Below are 17,910 nucleotides of genomic sequence, written 5' to 3'. Positions count from 1 at the left end.
GCAGATTGCCTAACGTTAATTTTGTTGTAAATGGTACCCAGCATCAATTAGATGTGAAAGACAATGAAACATTATTGGAACTATTGCGAGAACGCTTAGGCTTAACTGGCGCGAAAAAGGGCTGCGATGTCGGCGAGTGCGGTACGTGTACCGTGATTGTAGACGGGGAGCCCACTTTGTCCTGCATCACCTTGGCTGTGGAGATGGGTGGAAAGGCAATTACAACCATCGAAGGCTTGGCTCAAGGGGGAGAATTGCACCCTCTCCAAAAAGCTTTTCATGAACATGGTGCAGTCCAATGCGGGTTTTGTACCCCGGGGATGATTATGTCAGGCAAGGTTCTCTTGGACAAAAATCCGAAACCAACAGAACAAGAGGTGCGTCGGGCTATCTCCGGCAATAGCTGTCGCTGTACGGGTTATGACAAACCAGTAAAAGCAATTCTCGCTGCTGCCGAGGCAGACATTCAGTGACGAACGGAGGAAAAGGTGATGAGCGAGTTTGCTATTTTAGGTAAGCCCACTCCCCGGGTTGACGGGATTCCCAAGGTAACCGGCAAGGCGCAATACGCGGCTGATCTTAGCGTAGCTGGAATGCTCTATGGCGAAGTCCTCAGAAGTCCGTATCCCCATGCTAGGATCTTGTTTATTGATACCAGCCGCGCTGAAAGGCTGCCGGGGGTGCGGGGGGTAATAACCGGCAAGGACTTCAATGGATTTCGTCATGGTTTTATGGCTCATACGCGGGATGAGTCCCCCTTGGCCCCGGACAAAGTTCGTTTCATCGGGGATGAAGTGGCTGCGGTGGCGGCGATCGATCCGGATATTGTCCACGAAGCCATTGAATTAATTCGCGTGGAATATGAGCCCCTACCTGCGGTTTTTGATCCTGAAGAGGCGATGCTGGAAAGTGCTCCGGCCATTCATGACCATGTGCAGCATAATATCAGTGCTGAAATGCATTTCAATTTTGGAGAGGTGGAAGCAGCGTTTGCCCAGGCTGACCATATCCGGGAGGACCGCTTTTATAGTCAATCCGTACTCCACGGTTTTTTGGAACCCCATGCCTGTATTGCGAGTTATGAAGAACCGGGGAAAATTACGTTTTGGGGTTCCAAACAGAGTCCTTACTTCCCCTACAGGAATCTGGCCAGTGCTTTCAAGGTGCCTCTGAGCAATGTTCGGGTAATCCAGCCGGTTGTCGGCGGCGGTTTCGGCGGGAAAAATGATACCTTTGCCTTAGACTATGCCGCGGTCATGCTTTCAAAAAAAACCGGCCATCCGGTGAAATTTGTCTATGATATGGAGGATGTGCTGATGGCCGGCAGGCGCCGGCACCCGATGATCATTTATATGAAGACGGGAGTCAAAAAGGACGGAACCTTGTTAGCCACCGAGTGCCGGGTGATTGCGGACGGAGGTGCCTATACGGCAGTGGGGCCGATGACCATTTACCTTGCCGGGGCATTTCTAACTCTTCCGTATAAATTGCCTAATTTAAAATACGATGCGATCAGGGTTTATACTAACAAGCCTGTATCTGTGGCCCAGCGGGGGCATGGGGTTCCTCAGACCCGCTTCGCGGCGGACTGCCAGTTGGATCTGATTGCCAAGGACTTGGCAATGGATCCGGTTGAAATAAGATTAAAAAATGCCATCGAGCCAGGACATGTGACAGCAAATCAGATTCACATTTCCAGCTGCGGTTTAAAAGAAACGATCACCCGCTCAATTGAATTAGTTAATTGGCAGGAACTTAAACAAGAAATGGCTCAAGAGAGGGATAAGGGCGGCCGCTATTTAAGGGGAATTGGTTTGGCTTGTAATGGCTTTATGTCCGGAGCCAGGCTGCACGGGCATACGGCTTGTGCTGTTGTAGTCAAAGTTCATGAAGACGGTACTGTTTCAGTTTTGCCAGGGGCCACAGACTCGGGCCAAGGCGCAGAAACAGTACTAGCGACAATGGCTGCGGAGGCATTGGGGATTGCTGTGGAAGATGTGCATGTCTCGAGAGTGGATTCTTTCTTGACCCCGGTTGATCCAGGGAGCTACGGCAGCCGGGTTACATCTACTGCCGGGCCCGCGCTGCTCATGGCTGTCGGAAAATGCCGCGCCCAGCTCGCCGAAGTGGCAGCCAAGCTATTAGAAGCGCGGGTTGATGAAATTGAATTCAAAGATCGTAAGGCCTGTGTTATTGGCTCCCCGACTAAGCAAATATCTTTCGGGAAGCTTTGCCGCCTGGCTTACCAGCACGGCTCCGGGCAAGTCATCATCGGAGAAGGGTATTTTGGCCAAGATGTGGCTTTACCCAATTGGGATACCGGTGAAGGGGATGTGGCCAACGCCTATACATTCGGCACCCAGGTCGCCGAAGTAGAGGTGGATCAGGAAACAGGTCAGGTGAAATTAAAGAAAATGATTGTGGCCCACGACCTGGGCAAAATGTTTAATCCTTTAATTGTGGAGGGTCAGCATGATGGCTCCATTTACGGTGGTATGGGTCAGGCTCTGTACGAGGAATGCCTCAATGAAGACGGGTTTACTCTCAATCCATCGATCTTGGATTACAAGATGCCAACGGCTCTGGATATGCCTAGGGTAATGGAATCCATTAACATCGAAACCAATGATCCGCTGGGTCCGTTCGGAGCGAAAGAATCTGCGGAAGGTACTCAGGTATCCACGGTGCCCGCTATTGTAAACGCGATTTATGATGCGACCGGGATCATGTTCACCGATCTGCCGATTACCCCGGAAAAAGTCCTGCGAGCTTTAGAGCAAAAAGAGAAGCAAGAGAAAATACCGAAGCTGAACAAACAAGAGAAAGGTGGTGCCTAAGGTGCGCCTGCCTGAATTTGAATATCTGAAGCCCGGGACTGTCGCGGAGGCCGTGGCAATGCTTGCTGAGTATGGAGCAGAAGCAGGGGTAATTGCCGGCGGCAGCGACCTGGTGGTCAAGCTTAAACAGCGGCTTGTTAACTTCCGCTACCTGGTCGATTTAAAAGGGCTCCCGGATCTCTATGGCATCAATTCCCGGGCAGATGAGATTGAAATAGGAGCCTTAACGAAACTGAGTACGATTGAATCGGCACCGGAGGTTTTGAATGCAGTTCCCTTGCTGGCCAAGGCAGCTTCATTTGTCGGCGGGCCGCAGCACCGAAGTATGGGGACGCTCGGCGGCAATATCTGCCTTGATACGCGCTGCTATTATTTTAACCAGTCTTCACGCTGGCGGCAATCGCGCCCGCCTTGCTATAAAACAGGTGGAGGCCGCTGTTATGCAGCTGCCAAAAGTCCTGTCTGCCATGCGGTGTATTCGGGTGATACAGCTCCGGCCTTAATTGCGCTGGATGCCCGGGTGCGGATGGTTGGGCCTGACGGCACGCGCGAAGAGCCGCTGGAGTCTCTTTATACCGGCAATGGTAAGACGCCGATTAACCTTGACAAGGACAGTATCATTACATCCGTGATTATTCCGAAAAGTCCACCATATACGGGCTATGCCTATGAGAAATACCGGCTCAGAGAAGCAGTGGATTTTCCTGTAGTAGGAGTAGCGGTATCGATCACTTTTGATCAAACTAACGGAATTTGCGTTCGTGCCAGAATTGTTCTTAACGCCATAGGGACTGCCCCATGCAGGGTTGAGGAAGCAGAACAAGTATTGGTTGGCCGGAAGGTAGATGAAGCTTTGGGGGAAGCGTCCGAATTAGCATATCAAAGTGCACGCCCTGTACACAGGATGGGAGGTTCACCCTACTACAAGAAGAAACTAGTTAAAGTACTCACGCGGCGGGCATTAGATGAAGCCAATAGCATGGTGAATAACAAAATTTAGATTGTCATGGGTTAAAAGGAGGTGCGACAAACTTTTTATTTTGGTTGGTGGCTAAAGTATAGGATGGAGTGTTATTGACATAGAAGAAATAAGATTCTTTTGGTGCTGAGGATAATTTTAAGAAGAGGGGGATAAGTATATGCCTCAAAAGGGCTCATGGCGCTCCGGCTATTTAGTCGTCTTTGTTCTGTTTATCGCACTCTTGGTTGCTTATCTTGATCGGGTCAATGCCTCGGTTTTAATTGCAGACAGTGGTTTCTTAAAAGATATGGGTATTGCCAATAGGCCTGACTTGCGTGGGTTGGTGATGTCGGTATTTTTGTGGGCTTATGGCGGGGCAGCACTCCTGCTTTCCTTTGTTCTGGATAAGATTGGTGCGCGCAGAGGTCTGGTGATAGTGGCTTTGATTTGGTCTGCTTCTATGTTTTTAGGTGGCATAGCTGGGTCTTTTGTGGCTTTAATCATGTCAAGAATAATTCTCGGTGTAGGCGAGGGTCTTCAGTTGCCGGTTAACTCAATGGTTGTGAAAACCTGGGCACCTCCCAGGGAACGGGGAATGGCGAATTCCATTTGGGGTACAGGTCTTTTTGTAGGGTCGGGGATAACGATGCCCCTGGTTGCTTGGATTGTTAACTCAATGGGTTGGCGGGTATCTTTTTTTATCTTAGGGGTAGTTCCAATCGTGATCGTGATTCCATTGGTTCTCCTTTTTGTCTACAACCGCCCTCAAGAGTCGCGCTGGATCACAAAAGCCGAATTGAGTTATATCGAAAAAGAGCTTGAGGCAGAAAAAATTTCACAGTCTGCGAAACTACAAGGATCAGACGATGTCAACGTAAAAACTGAATGGAGAAAAGTTCTTACAAATACCGATTATTGGCTCTCGGCGATATCGTGGATGTTAATTACTTGGATGTTTTGGGGTTTGCTCACCTGGCTGCCTTCGTATCTTAAAACTGCACGGGGTTTTACTTGGACACAGATGGGAAGTTTATCATCCTTGCCTTACCTAGTTGGTACAGTGCTGCTCCTCTTAAGCGGGTATTTAATGTTCAGAATTCGACGCAGTACCATATTTATGTGGACCGGATGTCTCGCCTATGCCATTAGTATGAGCATGGCGGTACTATCAAAAAGCAACCTTGCCAGTGCTCTCTGGATGTCTTTAGCGATGGGAGGAATATGCTGGGCATTTGGAGCATCATTTGTTGTTCTGCAAAAGATTGTTGCAACCAGTGTTACTGCCAGGGCAACCGGTTTATGGCAAGGAATTGCCCAGATTTCGGCTGGATTTGTTCCTTACATTATGGGTTGGATCATCGCTCTAACAGGGTCTTTTACCGCCGGATTCCTATTCTTGATTATCGCTGCGTTGCTAGGTACAGTGCTGAATTTCGTCTTGTTCACCCGAGAAGGGCGCACATTCGGAAAAATTATTATTCAGCCCGTTGTAGGCGCGCCTGTAGTCAGTGAGTAAAACTCCAATCAAGGAGGCATAGTTATGTATCTGGAAATTCCGGAAGATGTTCAGTTTCTAAAGGATACTGTACGCCGCTTAGTGAACGATAAGCTGGCTCCCCGGGCTCAGGAGATTGATGAAAAAGACGAATATCCCTGGGATATAAGGGAAGTACTGGCCAAACAAGGATTGTTTGCCCTGCCATTTCCGGAAGAATACGGGGGACAGGATGGGCGCTGGCTCAGTTTCTGCGTTACCATTGAAGAAATTGCCCGGGTCAGTGCGGCTGTCTCGATGACGTATGGGGACACGGCTTTGGGTACTGGAGCCTTATGCTTTTTCGGGAGTGATGAGCAAAAAGCCAAGTATATTCCGAGACTGGCCACTGGGGAATTAATACCGGCCTTTGCCATGACTGAGCCCAATGCCGGTTCTGATATCAACGGCATCCAGACTACCGCCGTGCGTGATGGCAATGAATACATCATTAACGGCCGTAAATGTTTTATTACTCAAGGAAACATTGCGGATATCGTCACGGTTGGCGCGAAAACCACTGATGCCCGCACCGGCAAGAAAGCACTGTCCTTATTTATTGTAGAAAAGGGTACCCCCGGCTTTTCGTACGGTACTCTTGAGAAGAAAATGGGTTTGCATGGGTCGCCCACGTCGGAATTGATTTTTGAGGATGTCAGGATTCCGGCGGATAACCTCATCGGCAATGAAGGTGAAGGTTTCAAAATGGTTATGCGTGTCATGGATCGTTCTCACATTATGGTTGGAGCACAGTGCATAGGCATAGCCCAGGGAGCACTGGACGAAGCGGTTAAGTTCGCCAGATCCAGGGTTCAGTTCGGGCAGCCGATTAGCAAATTTCAGGGGGTTCAGTTTCTGCTTGCTGAAATGCAGACACTCCTGGAAGCCTCGCGCCATCTCGTGTACGATGCAGCAAACCGCTGGGACCAGGGGATAGAGCCCATTGCCCAGTATGCGGCCATCGCCAAGTTGTTCGCCAGCGAGGCCAGTGTCAAGATCACGGATAAGGCTGTTCAAGCTTTGGGCGGTTACGGATATATACGGGACTACCAAGTGGAGCGCATGGCGCGTGATGCCAAGCATGCAACCTTGGTCGAAGGGACCAGTCAGATCCAAAAACTTATCATTGCCAGAAATTTGCTGGGCAGGGAGTACGCTTAAGTGTACTCCTTCCTCTGAGGAAAACTTAAGTGGTTTTTAGTGTCTGAGAGTGCCATAAATATTTAGGGCTATGAGTGCTTAAAGGAGTGAGTCAAGGGTGCATGCATCGCGTATATTAACTAAAAACGCAAGTTTTTATCCCGATAGTCCGGCAGTGGTAGACGGTGAGCGGAGATTGACTCTTAAGGAGCTGGATCAGCGTGTGCACCGATTAATCAGCGTTTTTAGGAGCCGAGGTATGGAAAAGGGAGACAGGATAGCCGTACTGGCTTACAATTGCCAAGAGTATCTTGAGTGTATGCATGCATGTGAGCGGGCCGGTTTTGTATGCGTACCATTAAATTGGAGGCTGGACCCTGACAGCATTGCCTTTATCCTTAATCATAGCGAAAGTAAAGTGGCAATAATTCAGAGTTCACTGTTGAAAGTTGTTTTGCCTATTAAAGAAAAGCTCTCCAATATTCAATATGTACTGGCGTTTGGTTCTAATGAGACACAGCCACTACCTGAGTGGGTCGAACGATATGAAAGTTCACTGGAGGCAGTTACACCTGACAATTCCCCGCCTGAGATTTTAGATGACGATCTGGCATATATTATTTATTCAAGCGGCACCACGGGGCTGCCCAAAGGTGTGATGTTTAACCACCGCATGCAACTTGAGGCAGCCAAGACTTTTATTTCAGAGTTGGGGCTTAAGAAAAGTGATATTTCCTTAAATGTAATGCCTCTCTTTCATTCCGGCGGGCACACCATGGCTTCGGCCATTTCATATGTTGCCGGTACAAATATCATGATGGATAAATTTGAAGCCGAGAAAGTTCTACAAACCATTAGCACAGAAAAGGTAACAGTTATTCATTTGGTTCCGACGATGCTTGCTGCTCTTTTAGAAGTTCCGCATATTGATGAGTATGATTTAAGTTCCTTAAAAACGATTTTTTTATGCTGCATCACCCATATCACTTTCCCTGCTTAGAAAGGCCATGACGATATTTGGTCATGATCGATTTATCCAGATGTATGGATTGACGGAAAATGGTCCGTCTGTTAGTTGCCTGTCTAGAGAGGATCATATTAAAGGATCTGAAGAAAATGCCGGGAACCTTGAAAGGAAACGATTGGAGTCTGTGGGAATTCCCCATTTTAATGTAGAAGTGCATATAGTGGGTCAAGAAGGGGAAAACCTGGCGTTGGGGACAGTCGGAGAGATTGCAGTAAGGAGCGAGAGTACTACCACTGGGTATTGGAAGCAGCCTGAGTTAACAAGCAGGAAAATTAAAGACGGATGGCTATTAACAGGAGATATGGGCACGCTCGACGCGGCTGGGTACCTTTATATTATTGATCGCAAGGATGACATGATTATCAGTGGGGGAGAAAACGTTTACCCGAATGAAGTGGAGTCTATACTTGCTGCTCACCCGGCGGTCAAAGAAGTTGCAGCGGTGGGATTGCCAGATGAAAAATGGGGAGAAGCGGTGATTGCGGTTGTAGCCTTGTGGCAAGGTATGCTAGTTAATGAAGAAGAACTTTTTAAGTATTGCCGGGAAAGGATAGCCGGATATAAAATGCCCAAGAGAATAGTGATTACGGATACTTTACCCAAAACGGCATCTGGAAAGATTTTGCGTAGACAAGTTAAGGAACAATTAAAGCAATAGTACTAAGACCAGGGGCAATCCCTGGTCTTAGTTTTATGTAATCGAACGAGTATGAAGTTTACTCATCTTTTGCAGCTAATGTTTTACTCAGGTTTATTATTTTAAAGGCTAAATATAGCTGGAACTTCGTTTCAGCATCGTTCAGATTAAATTGCCCGATTTCTTGGATTTTTTCTAAACGGTAACGCAATGTGTTAACATGAAGATATAGATCACCAGCGGTCTTTTTCAAATAGCAATCATTTTTTAAGTAGCATTCAAGGGTTTCAACTAATTTCATGGAAGCGTTTTGTTTATCATGTTCTAGGAGGGACCGTAGTGTCAAGTGGGAAAAGGATAACATCTGCTCGACATCTTCCGGTAAGGTGATCCAACCGATAATTCCTAAAGAGTCAAAAGACAAAACTTGACCCTTTGGACTTAATTTTTTCAAATAATCAAGAGCTTTTAACGCTTCGTGATATGATTTATGATAATCGCCTGGCATTAAACATTTGCGCCCAAAAGTCAGATAAGATTCTGTAAATGGGTAACACTTGTTAAGGAGCTCGATGAGGTAATGGGCTAGGGCGGTAATTGCGGTTTTCTTAAAAGATTTTTCACGTTCTGGTATAAAAATCAAAAACTGCTCTTCTTGAATGCAAATGACAGTGGCTTCCACATCTCTGTCTACGAGAAAGCTTCTGAGTGCTTTGCGTTTTTCGACGTTGGAAATTGCTCCTTCGATGTGTGCGATAATTAACCATGAAGGGATCGATAAGTCCAAAGATAATATTACGGCGGTTTCTTGAATCACTTTTTCACTCTGGTATTCCAGGAAAATGAGTTTTCGATACAGATTACCAAAAGATTCCTCTTTGGTTTGGATCTCTGCGTCCTCGATTAAAGTTTTTATGGACAAGGCCAGTAACACCTTAATTATGATCTCATGGTCTTCATCGGAAATAACTGGCGGATTTCTTTTATCAAAGATATGAAGATAGCCATGTATGACGTCTCCGGTTACTATCGGATAGACAATTCTGGCTTGACTGACGCCGTACTGGGGTAAAGGGGGCATAACCAATGGAATTTTTCGAGTTTGCACTGTGGATACGAAATCTTTCAGATAAGGGTCTGTCAATTGCGGTTTTGGAAAGGACAAGATATCAGGAGTTAATAAAAACTTGCCAATTATACGAAAAAACTTATCTTCGATGAGTATTGGCCTTTTAATGGCTATGCCTAACTTTTCGGCAATATCCTGGCTGTTTGTTCCGCTCACCAACGACAATACAAAGGAATCAACTGTGGATGCAAGTGATCCTCCGTCTTGCTCCTTGTTAGCCATCAAATTCCTCCCAGAATCTAAAATATTCCAACCGAGAGTTGTAATAGCATTAATTATTATAATAGTTTGAATTTGTCCGGTACTCAAGTACCGGGATGAATATTTCTGACTAAAAAATTATTCTTCTGGTAAAAGTTGATTACACTATGTTCTAAAATGAATTTTCGAAAAATCAGTATGAGTAGAAAGGTAAAATATATGGTCCCAGGCGAAGACGAGAAGATTGTATTGGAACCTAAAAAGATAATCCCAGCTGACCAGCAGTGGTTCTGGACGGAGGAATGGCAGAAGGGTGAACGTGAGGCACAGGTTGAGAAAGACGTGGGTCTGACAAAACGTGCTCACTCGGCAAAAGAAATAATGAAGAAACTGTTAAAAATGATGAATAACCATATGATTATATTTTAATGGCTCCTTGTTTTAACGAGCCTTTAAGAAATTGCCATATTAAAATTAAGTCCACTTGTCACGAGAGATAGGTGGGCCTTGCTTTTGTCAGAACAAGCCGTATCTGAGCTTCACAGGAGATCGAGCATACAGGCCGTGTCGGTTACCAAGAGGGTATCCTGGAACTATTAGGAGAAGATCTGATACAAATAGATCTATTATCCCGCCCTCGCAATGATAAAACCAACGTAGAAAGCGTATGAGTTTGCAAGAGCAATCTTGTGAATATCATGGTTTTTTTTGTCCAATTGGACATTCACAAAAAATTCACAGGTTGTTTATAAGAAATTCATATAGGGGTATTAAAATGGGTTATGTTTGTCTTTGTCCGAAAAATTATAGTGGGAGGAGTAAATTTGCAGCTCAGAAATTTTTTTTCTATGGGGGTCATAAGTCTTACTCTAATGTTGGCCTTAACCAGTGCGGCTTTTGCAGATTCCCAATCCCAGCCTTCCGGCCAAACCGGTGGCCATGGCAGCATGGATATGCCGATAACAGTTAAGACGGAAACATCTATGCCGGGAACAAATACGGAAATAGATAGTGGCATTTCTAGTTCCGGCTCTAACAATCAACATGAAGCAATGCCGGGCATGGATCCCAACATGCCTGGGATGGAAAATGCGGAGAATCAAGTTGAAGAACACGGCGCTACTAGTGATGGACACGGCGCTGCTAGTGACGGACACGATGAGAGTTCGATAGAATCTGAAGGTGTCAACTGGCCGGTGGTTGGGGGTTTTCTAGGAATTAACCTGATAGTTATTGCTGTAGCAGGTATTCTCAAACTTACTCAATAGAATAAGGCCCGAATTGTGTAAAGGAGTGAAAGTCTACAATGGCTAAGGCTAAGAAAATAGATCCTGTTCCTCAACCAAAGCCGGAACCGCCAAAAAACAACTTGCTCAATAATAATACTATCAAAGCAATCCTGAAAAGCCGGTGGTTTCCAGGAATCTTACAAGTACCGGTTTTGCTGGTTTTCTCACTAATCGTTTTTGAATTAATCGCCGGGCCAAGTTCGGCCCATGATAACTTTGGTACTGCGGGTACGTGGGTACTGTGGTGGCCTCTCATCCCGATAATTTTTGTACTTCTTGGCCGTTTCTGGTGTGCAGTTTGCCCCTTTGCGACAGTAAGTGACTGGATCCAAAAATTCGTTGGTAACAATCGCCCCGTTCCTAAGTTCTTAAAGAAATATGGAATTTGGTTAATTGATATCTTTTTTATTCTAATTACCTGGGCAGATCACACTTTTGGTATTGTCGAGAATCCCAGGGGTTCAGGAGTACTTTTACTGCTCATTACTACTGGAGTGATAGCGAGCGGAGCATTTTTTGAGCGCCGTACCTGGTGCCGTTATTTATGCTTCCTAGGCGGCCTATCCGGCAACTATGCTAGATCCGGAAGCCTTGAACTTCGCACGACTCCGGAAAAGTGCGCAAAATGTAGGACCCAGTCTTGCTATAAAGGGGACGGCAAAGTTGCCGGGTGTCCAATGTTTGAATTTCCCCGCGCGATGGATAGCATGGCTCGATGCAATCTTTGCGCCAATTGTATCAAGACCTGCCCCAATGATTCAATCCAACTGAGCACACGTGTTCCATCTAAGGGATTGTGGTTTATCAGAAAGCCTAAATTTGAGGAATCCTTCCTGGCAATTGTCATCATGGGTATCGTGTTCGTGCAGAACATTACGATGTTGGAAGTATGGGAAAAGGTGCTTACTGCGCTCGAGAACTTTGTTGGAACGAATAATTACTTTGTAACCTTTACCGTTACGTTTCTCATCGCAATGGCTATTCCTGTCCTGGCTTTATTTGCAAGCAGCTATGCGTCAAAGCTGGCAAACAAGAGAAGTACTATCGAAAACTTCGCCCGTTTTGGTTACGCCCTGATACCTTTGGACTTAGCAGGGCACATCGCCCATAATTTATTCCATCTCTTGGCTGAGGGTAAGTCCGTAATCTTTACCTTTATGGCGCTATTCGGAATGGACACTCATGGACAATCTGCAGCGATCGTCAGTAATTCAACCATTCAAGTACTGCAGTTTGCCTTAATTGCTCTCGGTACTTTCGGTTCAATCTTTGCAGCTTATAAGATTGCCAAAAACAATTTTGCAGCTGAAGGGAAAACGATCTCCAGCTTTATCCCGTTTGCAGTATTAAGTTTAATACTTGGGGCAGTTAATATTTATCTCTTTGTTCTCCCTATGGCTATGCGTATGTAGAGAAATACGAGAAAAATTCTAACAAGCGGTTTAAGATGTGAATTTATGGTATATTATAAGTGCAAGCAGATTTTCGGAAAATCAGCATAGCGGGAAGGTGAAACATATGTCGCTGGCATAACTTAAAAAATCGGGGGTTTTTCGTTTCCTCCAAAAATTGACCAAAAATCCCTAAAATATTTCCAAATTATTTACCTCTAGTTACCATATATGGTTGTAATAATCCTTGACTTTTGGAAAACACCTCCAAAATCGATCTGGATGGTATTTGTTACCATACTACTTGGTTTTGGGGTGATTGTTTTGTTAGCTCTATGGCGTTCACATTTGGAGTATCAAAAGTCTTTGGTCGAAAACCTTCTCCCGATTTACTTGTCGGATAAAAAGAGAGTTTCCCAGTATGCCGACGTCCTTTCCAAACTCTATGACTACTTCAACAGATTTTTGCCGAAATTGGTGTGAAGCCATCCGCGGAGGCAGGTCTACTGGGTGACACCCGCGCTTTGGCCCTTGCTGGCGATGGCACCTGTATCAACACCGGGGCCAGTCCTTATGGCGTCAAAACCTGCTCGTGTGCTTCGAAGGGTATTTACAATTGTGAATGTCCGCGCCGCTATTCGGATCCTAAGGCGCGCTGGGGTTGGGATAGTTACCACGAGACTTGGTTTTACGGTTATAATACCGGGTATTTCTTGTCCGTCTACAATTCTAACCTAAAGACGGACCTGCCCGTTCCATTCCATAAACATTCATCTCGATGCCAGGCTCAAAGTTTCCGGATTTAACTTCCTTGAGAAACTTGAGCAACACCTACCGCTCGTGGCTTAAAAAAATCGGCAACTGTATAATCCTGTTAGCGGCCTATCTGAGGGTAGGTCAGCTTTGCTATGCCTATTTGCGGGTGTGATATCTCAAACTGCTACCGACCACATTGAAAAACCACCTAACTCAGCTCTCGTGACCGGATCCACCTCCCATAATTACCCATGGAAATTAGTTTTCGAATCTACTCTAATAGAAGGTAAGGCAGTAACTGTACCGTTAGCGCGTAGAGGAACGGGTTCAGTACCTTCTTGCCGCTGATTAATAGTTAACAATATTATACATTTTCAGTTTGAGTAATCAATCAATATAGCATGAATGGCGCTATTTGTTGTGATTCGTTATGATGAGACGTCCGATAATTCTATACATATTTTTAATATATTGCTAGAAATTCGCGGATAAATTAAAGAGAACAGGTGTTCCCTTGGAGCCAGGAGCATGGTATAATTGGAAAAAATAACCCAAAGTTCTACTTTATAGTATAATAACGCATTTGGAGATAGTTTGAAGTAATCCTTGTGTTTGAAGGGAGTGATGACGTGGAAGATGTATCAGCACAGAGTGAGGGACTCAATTCATGGATTCATTCATTTTTCGGAACGGGAGCGAAAACTTATCGATACCCCGGAGTTTCAACGGTTGCGTAGGATTAAACAACTCGCTTTTATCAATTATGTCTATCCTGGGGCGATGCATACTAGATTTGAACATTCTTTTGGTGTTATGGAACTGGCTTCAAGGGCTTTTGATCAGATACGAAAGAGGTCATACCTGAGCTAACGATTCTAAAAAAGATTTTATCCGGTCAAATAGATGCTGACCGAATGGACTACCTGTTGCGGGATTCCCACCACTGCGGCGTGGATTACGGCAGATTTGATGTTAACAGGCTTCTGGAAACATTGATCGCGGTGCCGGGCCAAAATGGAGGGTTGGATTTAGCAATTAGTCGAGGAGGAGTTCAGACTCTTGAGGCGCTGATCTTGGCGCGTTTTTATATGTTTGCTCAAGTGTATTGCCATAGAACCAGGCGAATTTATGATATCTATCTTGCTAATTACATTCAGAGTTGGGGGAAACGGTTTAAGAATTTTTTGGATGTTCTGAAATATGATGACTATACCATTATGGGGGACATACGAAAATATTCCGTGTCTCCTGAAAAAGACAAACGAGATATTACACATTGGGCCCGGCGCATTTATGAAAGGAAAAATCACTCTGTGGTTTTAGACACAACAAATTTTGCTAGTGCCAATCAAAGGCAAGGGATTAGCCGAAATTCGTTTTCAAGCGCGTGAACTTAGTAAAGATATTAAGGAGTGAATCCGGTGGCTGTTATGTTGAGTAAACGCTGGGAGGACGCCCTAATTGCCTATGCCATAAAAGAGTGGTTATTGCGCTCCCATACGGAAATTGGACGGACAATAGTACAAAAAATTGCATATTTCTTAAAAGCTAAAGGAGTACCAATGGATTACGATTTTGACATTTATCATTATGGTCCTTATTCGCAGGAGCTTTATTATCGCATGGATGATTTATTAGTTGACAGCGTTATCATTGACAGAAGTGCCAGTTCCTCCCGGTCAAGTTATGTTCCGGGGCCGGAGATAGAAGAGGTTATTCATTTATACGAAAAAGATATTAGAAGGTATCAACAGGAAATAGCAGATGTCATTAATATGTTTTCCGACCTACGGCCCAATCAAATGGAGATTTTGGCAACTATTCATTACTTCCACGTGGCTCTAAAAAGATTTTACGGAAAAAGTCCAGATAAGGAATTGGTAGTAAAAAGGGTTTTTGAGGTAAAAGGTGAGAAGTTCGAACGTGAGGTCATAAGTCGGATTTATGACACGATGAATAAAGCCGGACTTCTGGTCTGGGAACCTGATAATGAGCGGCGGGAGATGCAGTAGTAGCATAGATAGAATAATTCAGAATACCCAAGAGCAAGCAGCCTTCGTGCTACGAAAGCTACTTGCTCTTTCTTTACCGTGGTAAACATTGGTTAGAGTCTTGGGGGAAGTTGTCCTGGCACCAGGGTGCGGAGATATGCTATAATGTAAAGAAATGGGAAGAATTAACTCGAAATTAGGATAGGCGTGAGAACAGTTGGTCGAAGAATTTGCGGATGACCGGCTTTTGAAGCCGGTGAGTGAAGCTACATATTTAACGGTAGGCAATGCCTGGCGCTACCGCACGATTCTGTGTTACTTTTATCAGCAGCATGAGAGGCTCAGGCATTACCTGGTGCTGGAGGAGATCTTTGATTATTTGCGGAATAATCCTCATTTTCAGGATTATTCCGAGGACATGTTGGAGCAGGATTTGAACCAATTGGTTAACTGGAAAAACCTCGTTCCCCGTCAGGATACCGGCCGGGTTAGTTCGATCGAGGAGTTTAAGAAGAGGAAGTTCCGCTATCAGCTTACTCCCTATACGATCGAAATTGAGCGCATGGTCATTGGGCTGGAGAATCTGGGAGAGGGATTTGGCGGTTCGCTCGAACATACCCTGTTTGATCGGTTGCTGCAGGGGCTCTTGCGCTTGACAGAACAGGATAACATTAAAGAGTATTCGATATTCTCATTGTCTAATGACAAGGTATTTGAAATGTGGCAAGACCTATATGAAGATTTTCGTAAGCTTACGGAGAACGCCACTGATTATCTCGCCCATTTGCAGAGCGAGAAAGTGGAAGAGAAGATGCTAACGGAAGCGTTTCTTGTGTATAAGGAAGCCCTTACGCAATACCTGCGCAGCTTTATGACCAGTTTACAACGCACTTCCTTTCGCTTGGAGGGAATTCTGGCTGAGATTCCAGCTTCTTTCGTGTGCAAGCTGGCGGAGAGGCTGGCAGATTATGAGCTGAGCATCCCCCGTTTGGATGAACGCCCCCAGCGCGAGCAGTTAATCAAGGCTTATGAGGGAAAATGGCAGGTCTTAAGACATTGGTTTTTAGGAACTGAAGGGCGTGAGAGTGATTTAATCTATCTGCAAAATGCCACGAACGAGACGATTCGCCGCCTCACGCGTTTTGCCCAGAGGTTGGGGGAAGCGCGCCATCATTTGCGCAGTCGGCGTCATGATTATTTGCACTTGGCTGACTGGTTTGTACGGGCTGAATCTCTGGCTGAGGCTCATGAACTCTCGTCCTCTGTGTTCGGCGTTTTTCATACCCGCCATTTGTGGGCCGAGGTCCCCAAGCAGACCGAGTCAATCGAGGCTGAGATTTGGCAGGAACCTGCAGCTTCCCTGATTATTCGACCTAAGATCCGTGCCTATAAGGAAAAGGTGCGGCCGAATGCGGTTGTGAGTAAGATTCGGGAGAAAAGTGAGACCCGGGAAAGTTACTTGCGGCAAAAGGCGGAGGAACAGGAACTGTTGGAGAGTTTGATTGCGCAGGACAGGATCGTGATTAAAGAGCTGCCAACGGTTAACTCTTATATTCGCAAAACCTTGCTCAGCTGGATTGCCAAGTGTATGGGGACGCGCGACCACAAAGGCAAGACTGAGACAGGGCGCACTTTTCGGTTGCGTTTAGCCAGCTCGGAACGGGTAAAGTTAGTTGCGCAGGATGGGACATTAGAGATGCCTGATTATGTCCTCGAGTTCGATTAAGGGACTGAAGGGATGGGTTCGATGGCGGAAAAGCGGGGGTTTGATGATGCTGCGCGCGAGGGTTTGCAGCTTCTGTTGGAGAACTTTTGGCTTGTGCGGGAAGAAGATCCGGAAGGATACCAAACCGTGCGCGAACGGGAAGCTGTCTTGCGCGATTATGTCTTGGACAAGTTTGGCTACCACCTGATTGTGCATAGGCATTTTGTAAAATTAGAAAAAATCCCGGCGCGCACGGAGCCCTGGATGGGGATTGAGCAATTTCAAAACCAACGTGATTATGCGATTCTCTGTTGTCTTTTGGCTTTCCTGGAGGAGAAAGCGGTGGATGAGCAGTTTCTGCTGTCCCATCTTTGCAGTGAGGTCCAGGCTCTTTACCCGGGTGAGCTTCCATTGGACTGGCGCAGCTACGAACACCGCAAGTCTTTGGTGCGCGTTTTGCAATTTATGACGGAGATGAAAATGCTGCGCGTGGTGGACGGGGACACTTCGTCCTTTAATTTTAATGAATCCTCCGAGGTGTTGTATGAGGCCACGGTGATGGCACGCTATTTTATGCGTTCCTATCCCAAAGATTTGGCTCAATTTGCGAGCAAGGAGGAACTTCTGACTGCGGACTTAACGGAAGAGGAGACTGGGGCCGCCCGGCGTTACCGGGTTTACCGCCAGTTGGTGCTTACCCCCGTCTGCTATCAGGAGGAAATGGGGGAGCTGGATTTTCTCTATTTGCGCAATTACCGCAACCGCCTGCAGGAAGATTTGGAACTTCACACCGGTTACTGTCTTGAACTGTATAAGCAGACAGCCATCTTAACGGCGCAGGAGCGCAAAGCCAGTTTAACCCTGTTTCCGGATCAGCGGGCCATCTGTGATATTGCTCTCCAGTTTGCAGGCTTAGCGCGGGAACGACAGGAGCGCCTGGAATGGAGGCTGGAGGGGGATGGGTCAATTCGCTTGACTCCGGTGGAATTCACCCGGGCGGTGGAGAAGCTTAGGCAGGAGTTGGGCGGGGGTTGGAGCAAACAGTATCGGGAAAGTTTAATCCGCCAGGTGCGCCGGGAACTATTGGAGTTGCTACTGGATTGGAAAATGGCCGCAGTGGAAGAGGAAACTGGACGGATTATCCTGCGTCCAGCGTTAGCGCGCTTAAGAGGAGAGTATCCCCCTGATTTTGCCGAGAGCAGGCAAGGATGGCAGCCGGAGGGGGAGCACGCGCCAAGCGAAGCGGAGCTGGACGTTTTCGAACTGGAACTGGGAACCGCCAAAGAGCCTGATGTGGCAGAGGGGGCTTAAT

Annotated in this window: 15 protein-coding genes; 14 read left to right on the top strand and 1 reads right to left on the bottom strand. The window is 46.2% G+C overall.

All coding sequences use genetic code 11. The features are described from left to right. The first annotated feature begins 5 nt into the window (after window positions 1–5). The 7 genes from ACYQ2N_RS03605 (at window position 6) to ACYQ2N_RS03575 (ending at window position 8,157) form a co-directional block, all read left to right on the top strand. The gene (locus tag ACYQ2N_RS03605; protein ID WP_459997561.1) at window positions 6–473 is read left to right on the top strand and encodes a (2Fe-2S)-binding protein; all 468 of its coding nucleotides are present in this window, start codon (window positions 6–8) and stop codon (window positions 471–473) included. 18 nt (window positions 474–491) lie between these two features. Further along, entirely contained in the window at window positions 492–2,837 is a 2,346-nt protein-coding gene (locus ACYQ2N_RS03600; RefSeq protein WP_459997560.1) for a xanthine dehydrogenase family protein molybdopterin-binding subunit, read from the top strand. 1 nt (window position 2,838) lies between these two features. Next, window positions 2,839–3,837 (top strand): FAD binding domain-containing protein, encoded by a 999-nt coding sequence (locus ACYQ2N_RS03595; protein ID WP_459997559.1) that lies wholly within the window; start codon window positions 2,839–2,841, stop codon window positions 3,835–3,837. 139 nt (window positions 3,838–3,976) lie between these two features. After that, window positions 3,977–5,314 carry an MFS transporter gene (locus ACYQ2N_RS03590; RefSeq protein WP_459997558.1) on the top strand — a complete coding sequence of 446 codons (1,338 nt, stop codon included), beginning with the start codon at window positions 3,977–3,979 and terminating at the stop codon, window positions 5,312–5,314. Between the two features lie 24 nt (window positions 5,315–5,338). Then, complete coding sequence (locus ACYQ2N_RS03585) at window positions 5,339–6,493, top strand: acyl-CoA dehydrogenase family protein (protein WP_459997557.1); 1,155 nt, start codon at window positions 5,339–5,341, stop codon at window positions 6,491–6,493. Between the two features lie 97 nt (window positions 6,494–6,590). After that, window positions 6,591–7,472, top strand: a complete 882-nt coding sequence (locus tag ACYQ2N_RS03580; RefSeq protein WP_459997556.1) for an AMP-binding protein — start codon at window positions 6,591–6,593, stop codon at window positions 7,470–7,472. A gap of 7 nt (window positions 7,473–7,479) precedes the next feature. Then, complete coding sequence (locus tag ACYQ2N_RS03575) at window positions 7,480–8,157, top strand: class I adenylate-forming enzyme family protein (RefSeq protein WP_459997555.1); 678 nt, start codon at window positions 7,480–7,482, stop codon at window positions 8,155–8,157. Between the two features lie 58 nt (window positions 8,158–8,215). On the opposite strand, the gene ACYQ2N_RS03570 is transcribed toward ACYQ2N_RS03575, so the two are convergent. Then, window positions 8,216–9,487 (bottom strand): PucR family transcriptional regulator, encoded by a 1,272-nt coding sequence (locus ACYQ2N_RS03570; protein ID WP_459997554.1) that lies wholly within the window; start codon window positions 9,485–9,487, stop codon window positions 8,216–8,218. Between the two features lie 177 nt (window positions 9,488–9,664). Here ACYQ2N_RS03570 and ACYQ2N_RS03565 point away from each other — a divergent pair, with 177 nt between their 5' ends. The 7 genes from ACYQ2N_RS03565 (at window position 9,665) to ACYQ2N_RS03535 (ending at window position 17,909) form a co-directional block, all read left to right on the top strand. Then, entirely contained in the window at window positions 9,665–9,895 is a 231-nt protein-coding gene (locus ACYQ2N_RS03565) for a hypothetical protein (RefSeq protein WP_459997553.1), read from the top strand. Between the two features lie 395 nt (window positions 9,896–10,290). Further along, entirely contained in the window at window positions 10,291–10,734 is a 444-nt protein-coding gene (locus tag ACYQ2N_RS03560) for a hypothetical protein (protein WP_459997552.1), read from the top strand. Between the two features lie 38 nt (window positions 10,735–10,772). Next, window positions 10,773–12,167, top strand: a complete 1,395-nt coding sequence (locus tag ACYQ2N_RS03555; RefSeq protein ID WP_459997551.1) for a 4Fe-4S binding protein — start codon at window positions 10,773–10,775, stop codon at window positions 12,165–12,167. Between the two features lie 1,649 nt (window positions 12,168–13,816). Further along, window positions 13,817–14,293 carry an HD domain-containing protein gene (locus ACYQ2N_RS03550; protein ID WP_459997550.1) on the top strand — a complete coding sequence of 159 codons (477 nt, stop codon included), beginning with the start codon at window positions 13,817–13,819 and terminating at the stop codon, window positions 14,291–14,293. 30 nt (window positions 14,294–14,323) lie between these two features. Beyond that, window positions 14,324–14,914 (top strand): hypothetical protein, encoded by a 591-nt coding sequence (locus tag ACYQ2N_RS03545; protein ID WP_459997549.1) that lies wholly within the window; start codon window positions 14,324–14,326, stop codon window positions 14,912–14,914. A 196-nt stretch (window positions 14,915–15,110) separates the two neighbouring features. Beyond that, window positions 15,111–16,619 (top strand): TIGR02677 family protein, encoded by a 1,509-nt coding sequence (locus tag ACYQ2N_RS03540; RefSeq protein WP_459997548.1) that lies wholly within the window; start codon window positions 15,111–15,113, stop codon window positions 16,617–16,619. A 21-nt stretch (window positions 16,620–16,640) separates the two neighbouring features. Continuing rightward, on the top strand, window positions 16,641–17,909 hold the full coding sequence (locus ACYQ2N_RS03535; RefSeq protein WP_459997547.1) for a TIGR02678 family protein: 1,269 nt from the start codon (window positions 16,641–16,643) through the stop codon (window positions 17,907–17,909). Window position 17,910: the final 1 nt, after the last annotated feature.

The sequence above is a fragment of the Paradesulfitobacterium aromaticivorans genome, from assembly GCF_054657415.1.
Note: the sequence above shows the minus strand (reverse complement) of the source record. Positions and strands in the feature narration are given on the sequence as shown.

What these genes read in the sequence shown, in the direction of transcription:
- ACYQ2N_RS03565 (WP_459997553.1), top strand. Translation starts at nt 9,665, where the DNA reads ATGAGTAGAAAGGTAAAATATATGGTCCCAGGCGAAGACGAGAAGATT.
- ACYQ2N_RS03590 (WP_459997558.1), top strand. Translation starts at nt 3,977, where the DNA reads ATGCCTCAAAAGGGCTCATGGCGCTCCGGCTATTTAGTCGTCTTTGTT.
- ACYQ2N_RS03600 (WP_459997560.1), top strand. Translation starts at nt 492, where the DNA reads ATGAGCGAGTTTGCTATTTTAGGTAAGCCCACTCCCCGGGTTGACGGG.
- ACYQ2N_RS03555 (WP_459997551.1), top strand. Translation starts at nt 10,773, where the DNA reads ATGGCTAAGGCTAAGAAAATAGATCCTGTTCCTCAACCAAAGCCGGAA.
- ACYQ2N_RS03585 (WP_459997557.1), top strand. Translation starts at nt 5,339, where the DNA reads ATGTATCTGGAAATTCCGGAAGATGTTCAGTTTCTAAAGGATACTGTA.
- ACYQ2N_RS03575 (WP_459997555.1), top strand. Translation starts at nt 7,480, where the DNA reads ATGACGATATTTGGTCATGATCGATTTATCCAGATGTATGGATTGACG.
- ACYQ2N_RS03535 (WP_459997547.1), top strand. Translation starts at nt 16,641, where the DNA reads ATGGCGGAAAAGCGGGGGTTTGATGATGCTGCGCGCGAGGGTTTGCAG.
- ACYQ2N_RS03570 (WP_459997554.1), bottom strand. Translation starts at nt 9,487, where the DNA reads ATGGCTAACAAGGAGCAAGACGGAGGATCACTTGCATCCACAGTTGAT.
- ACYQ2N_RS03550 (WP_459997550.1), top strand. Translation starts at nt 13,817, where the DNA reads ATGGACTACCTGTTGCGGGATTCCCACCACTGCGGCGTGGATTACGGC.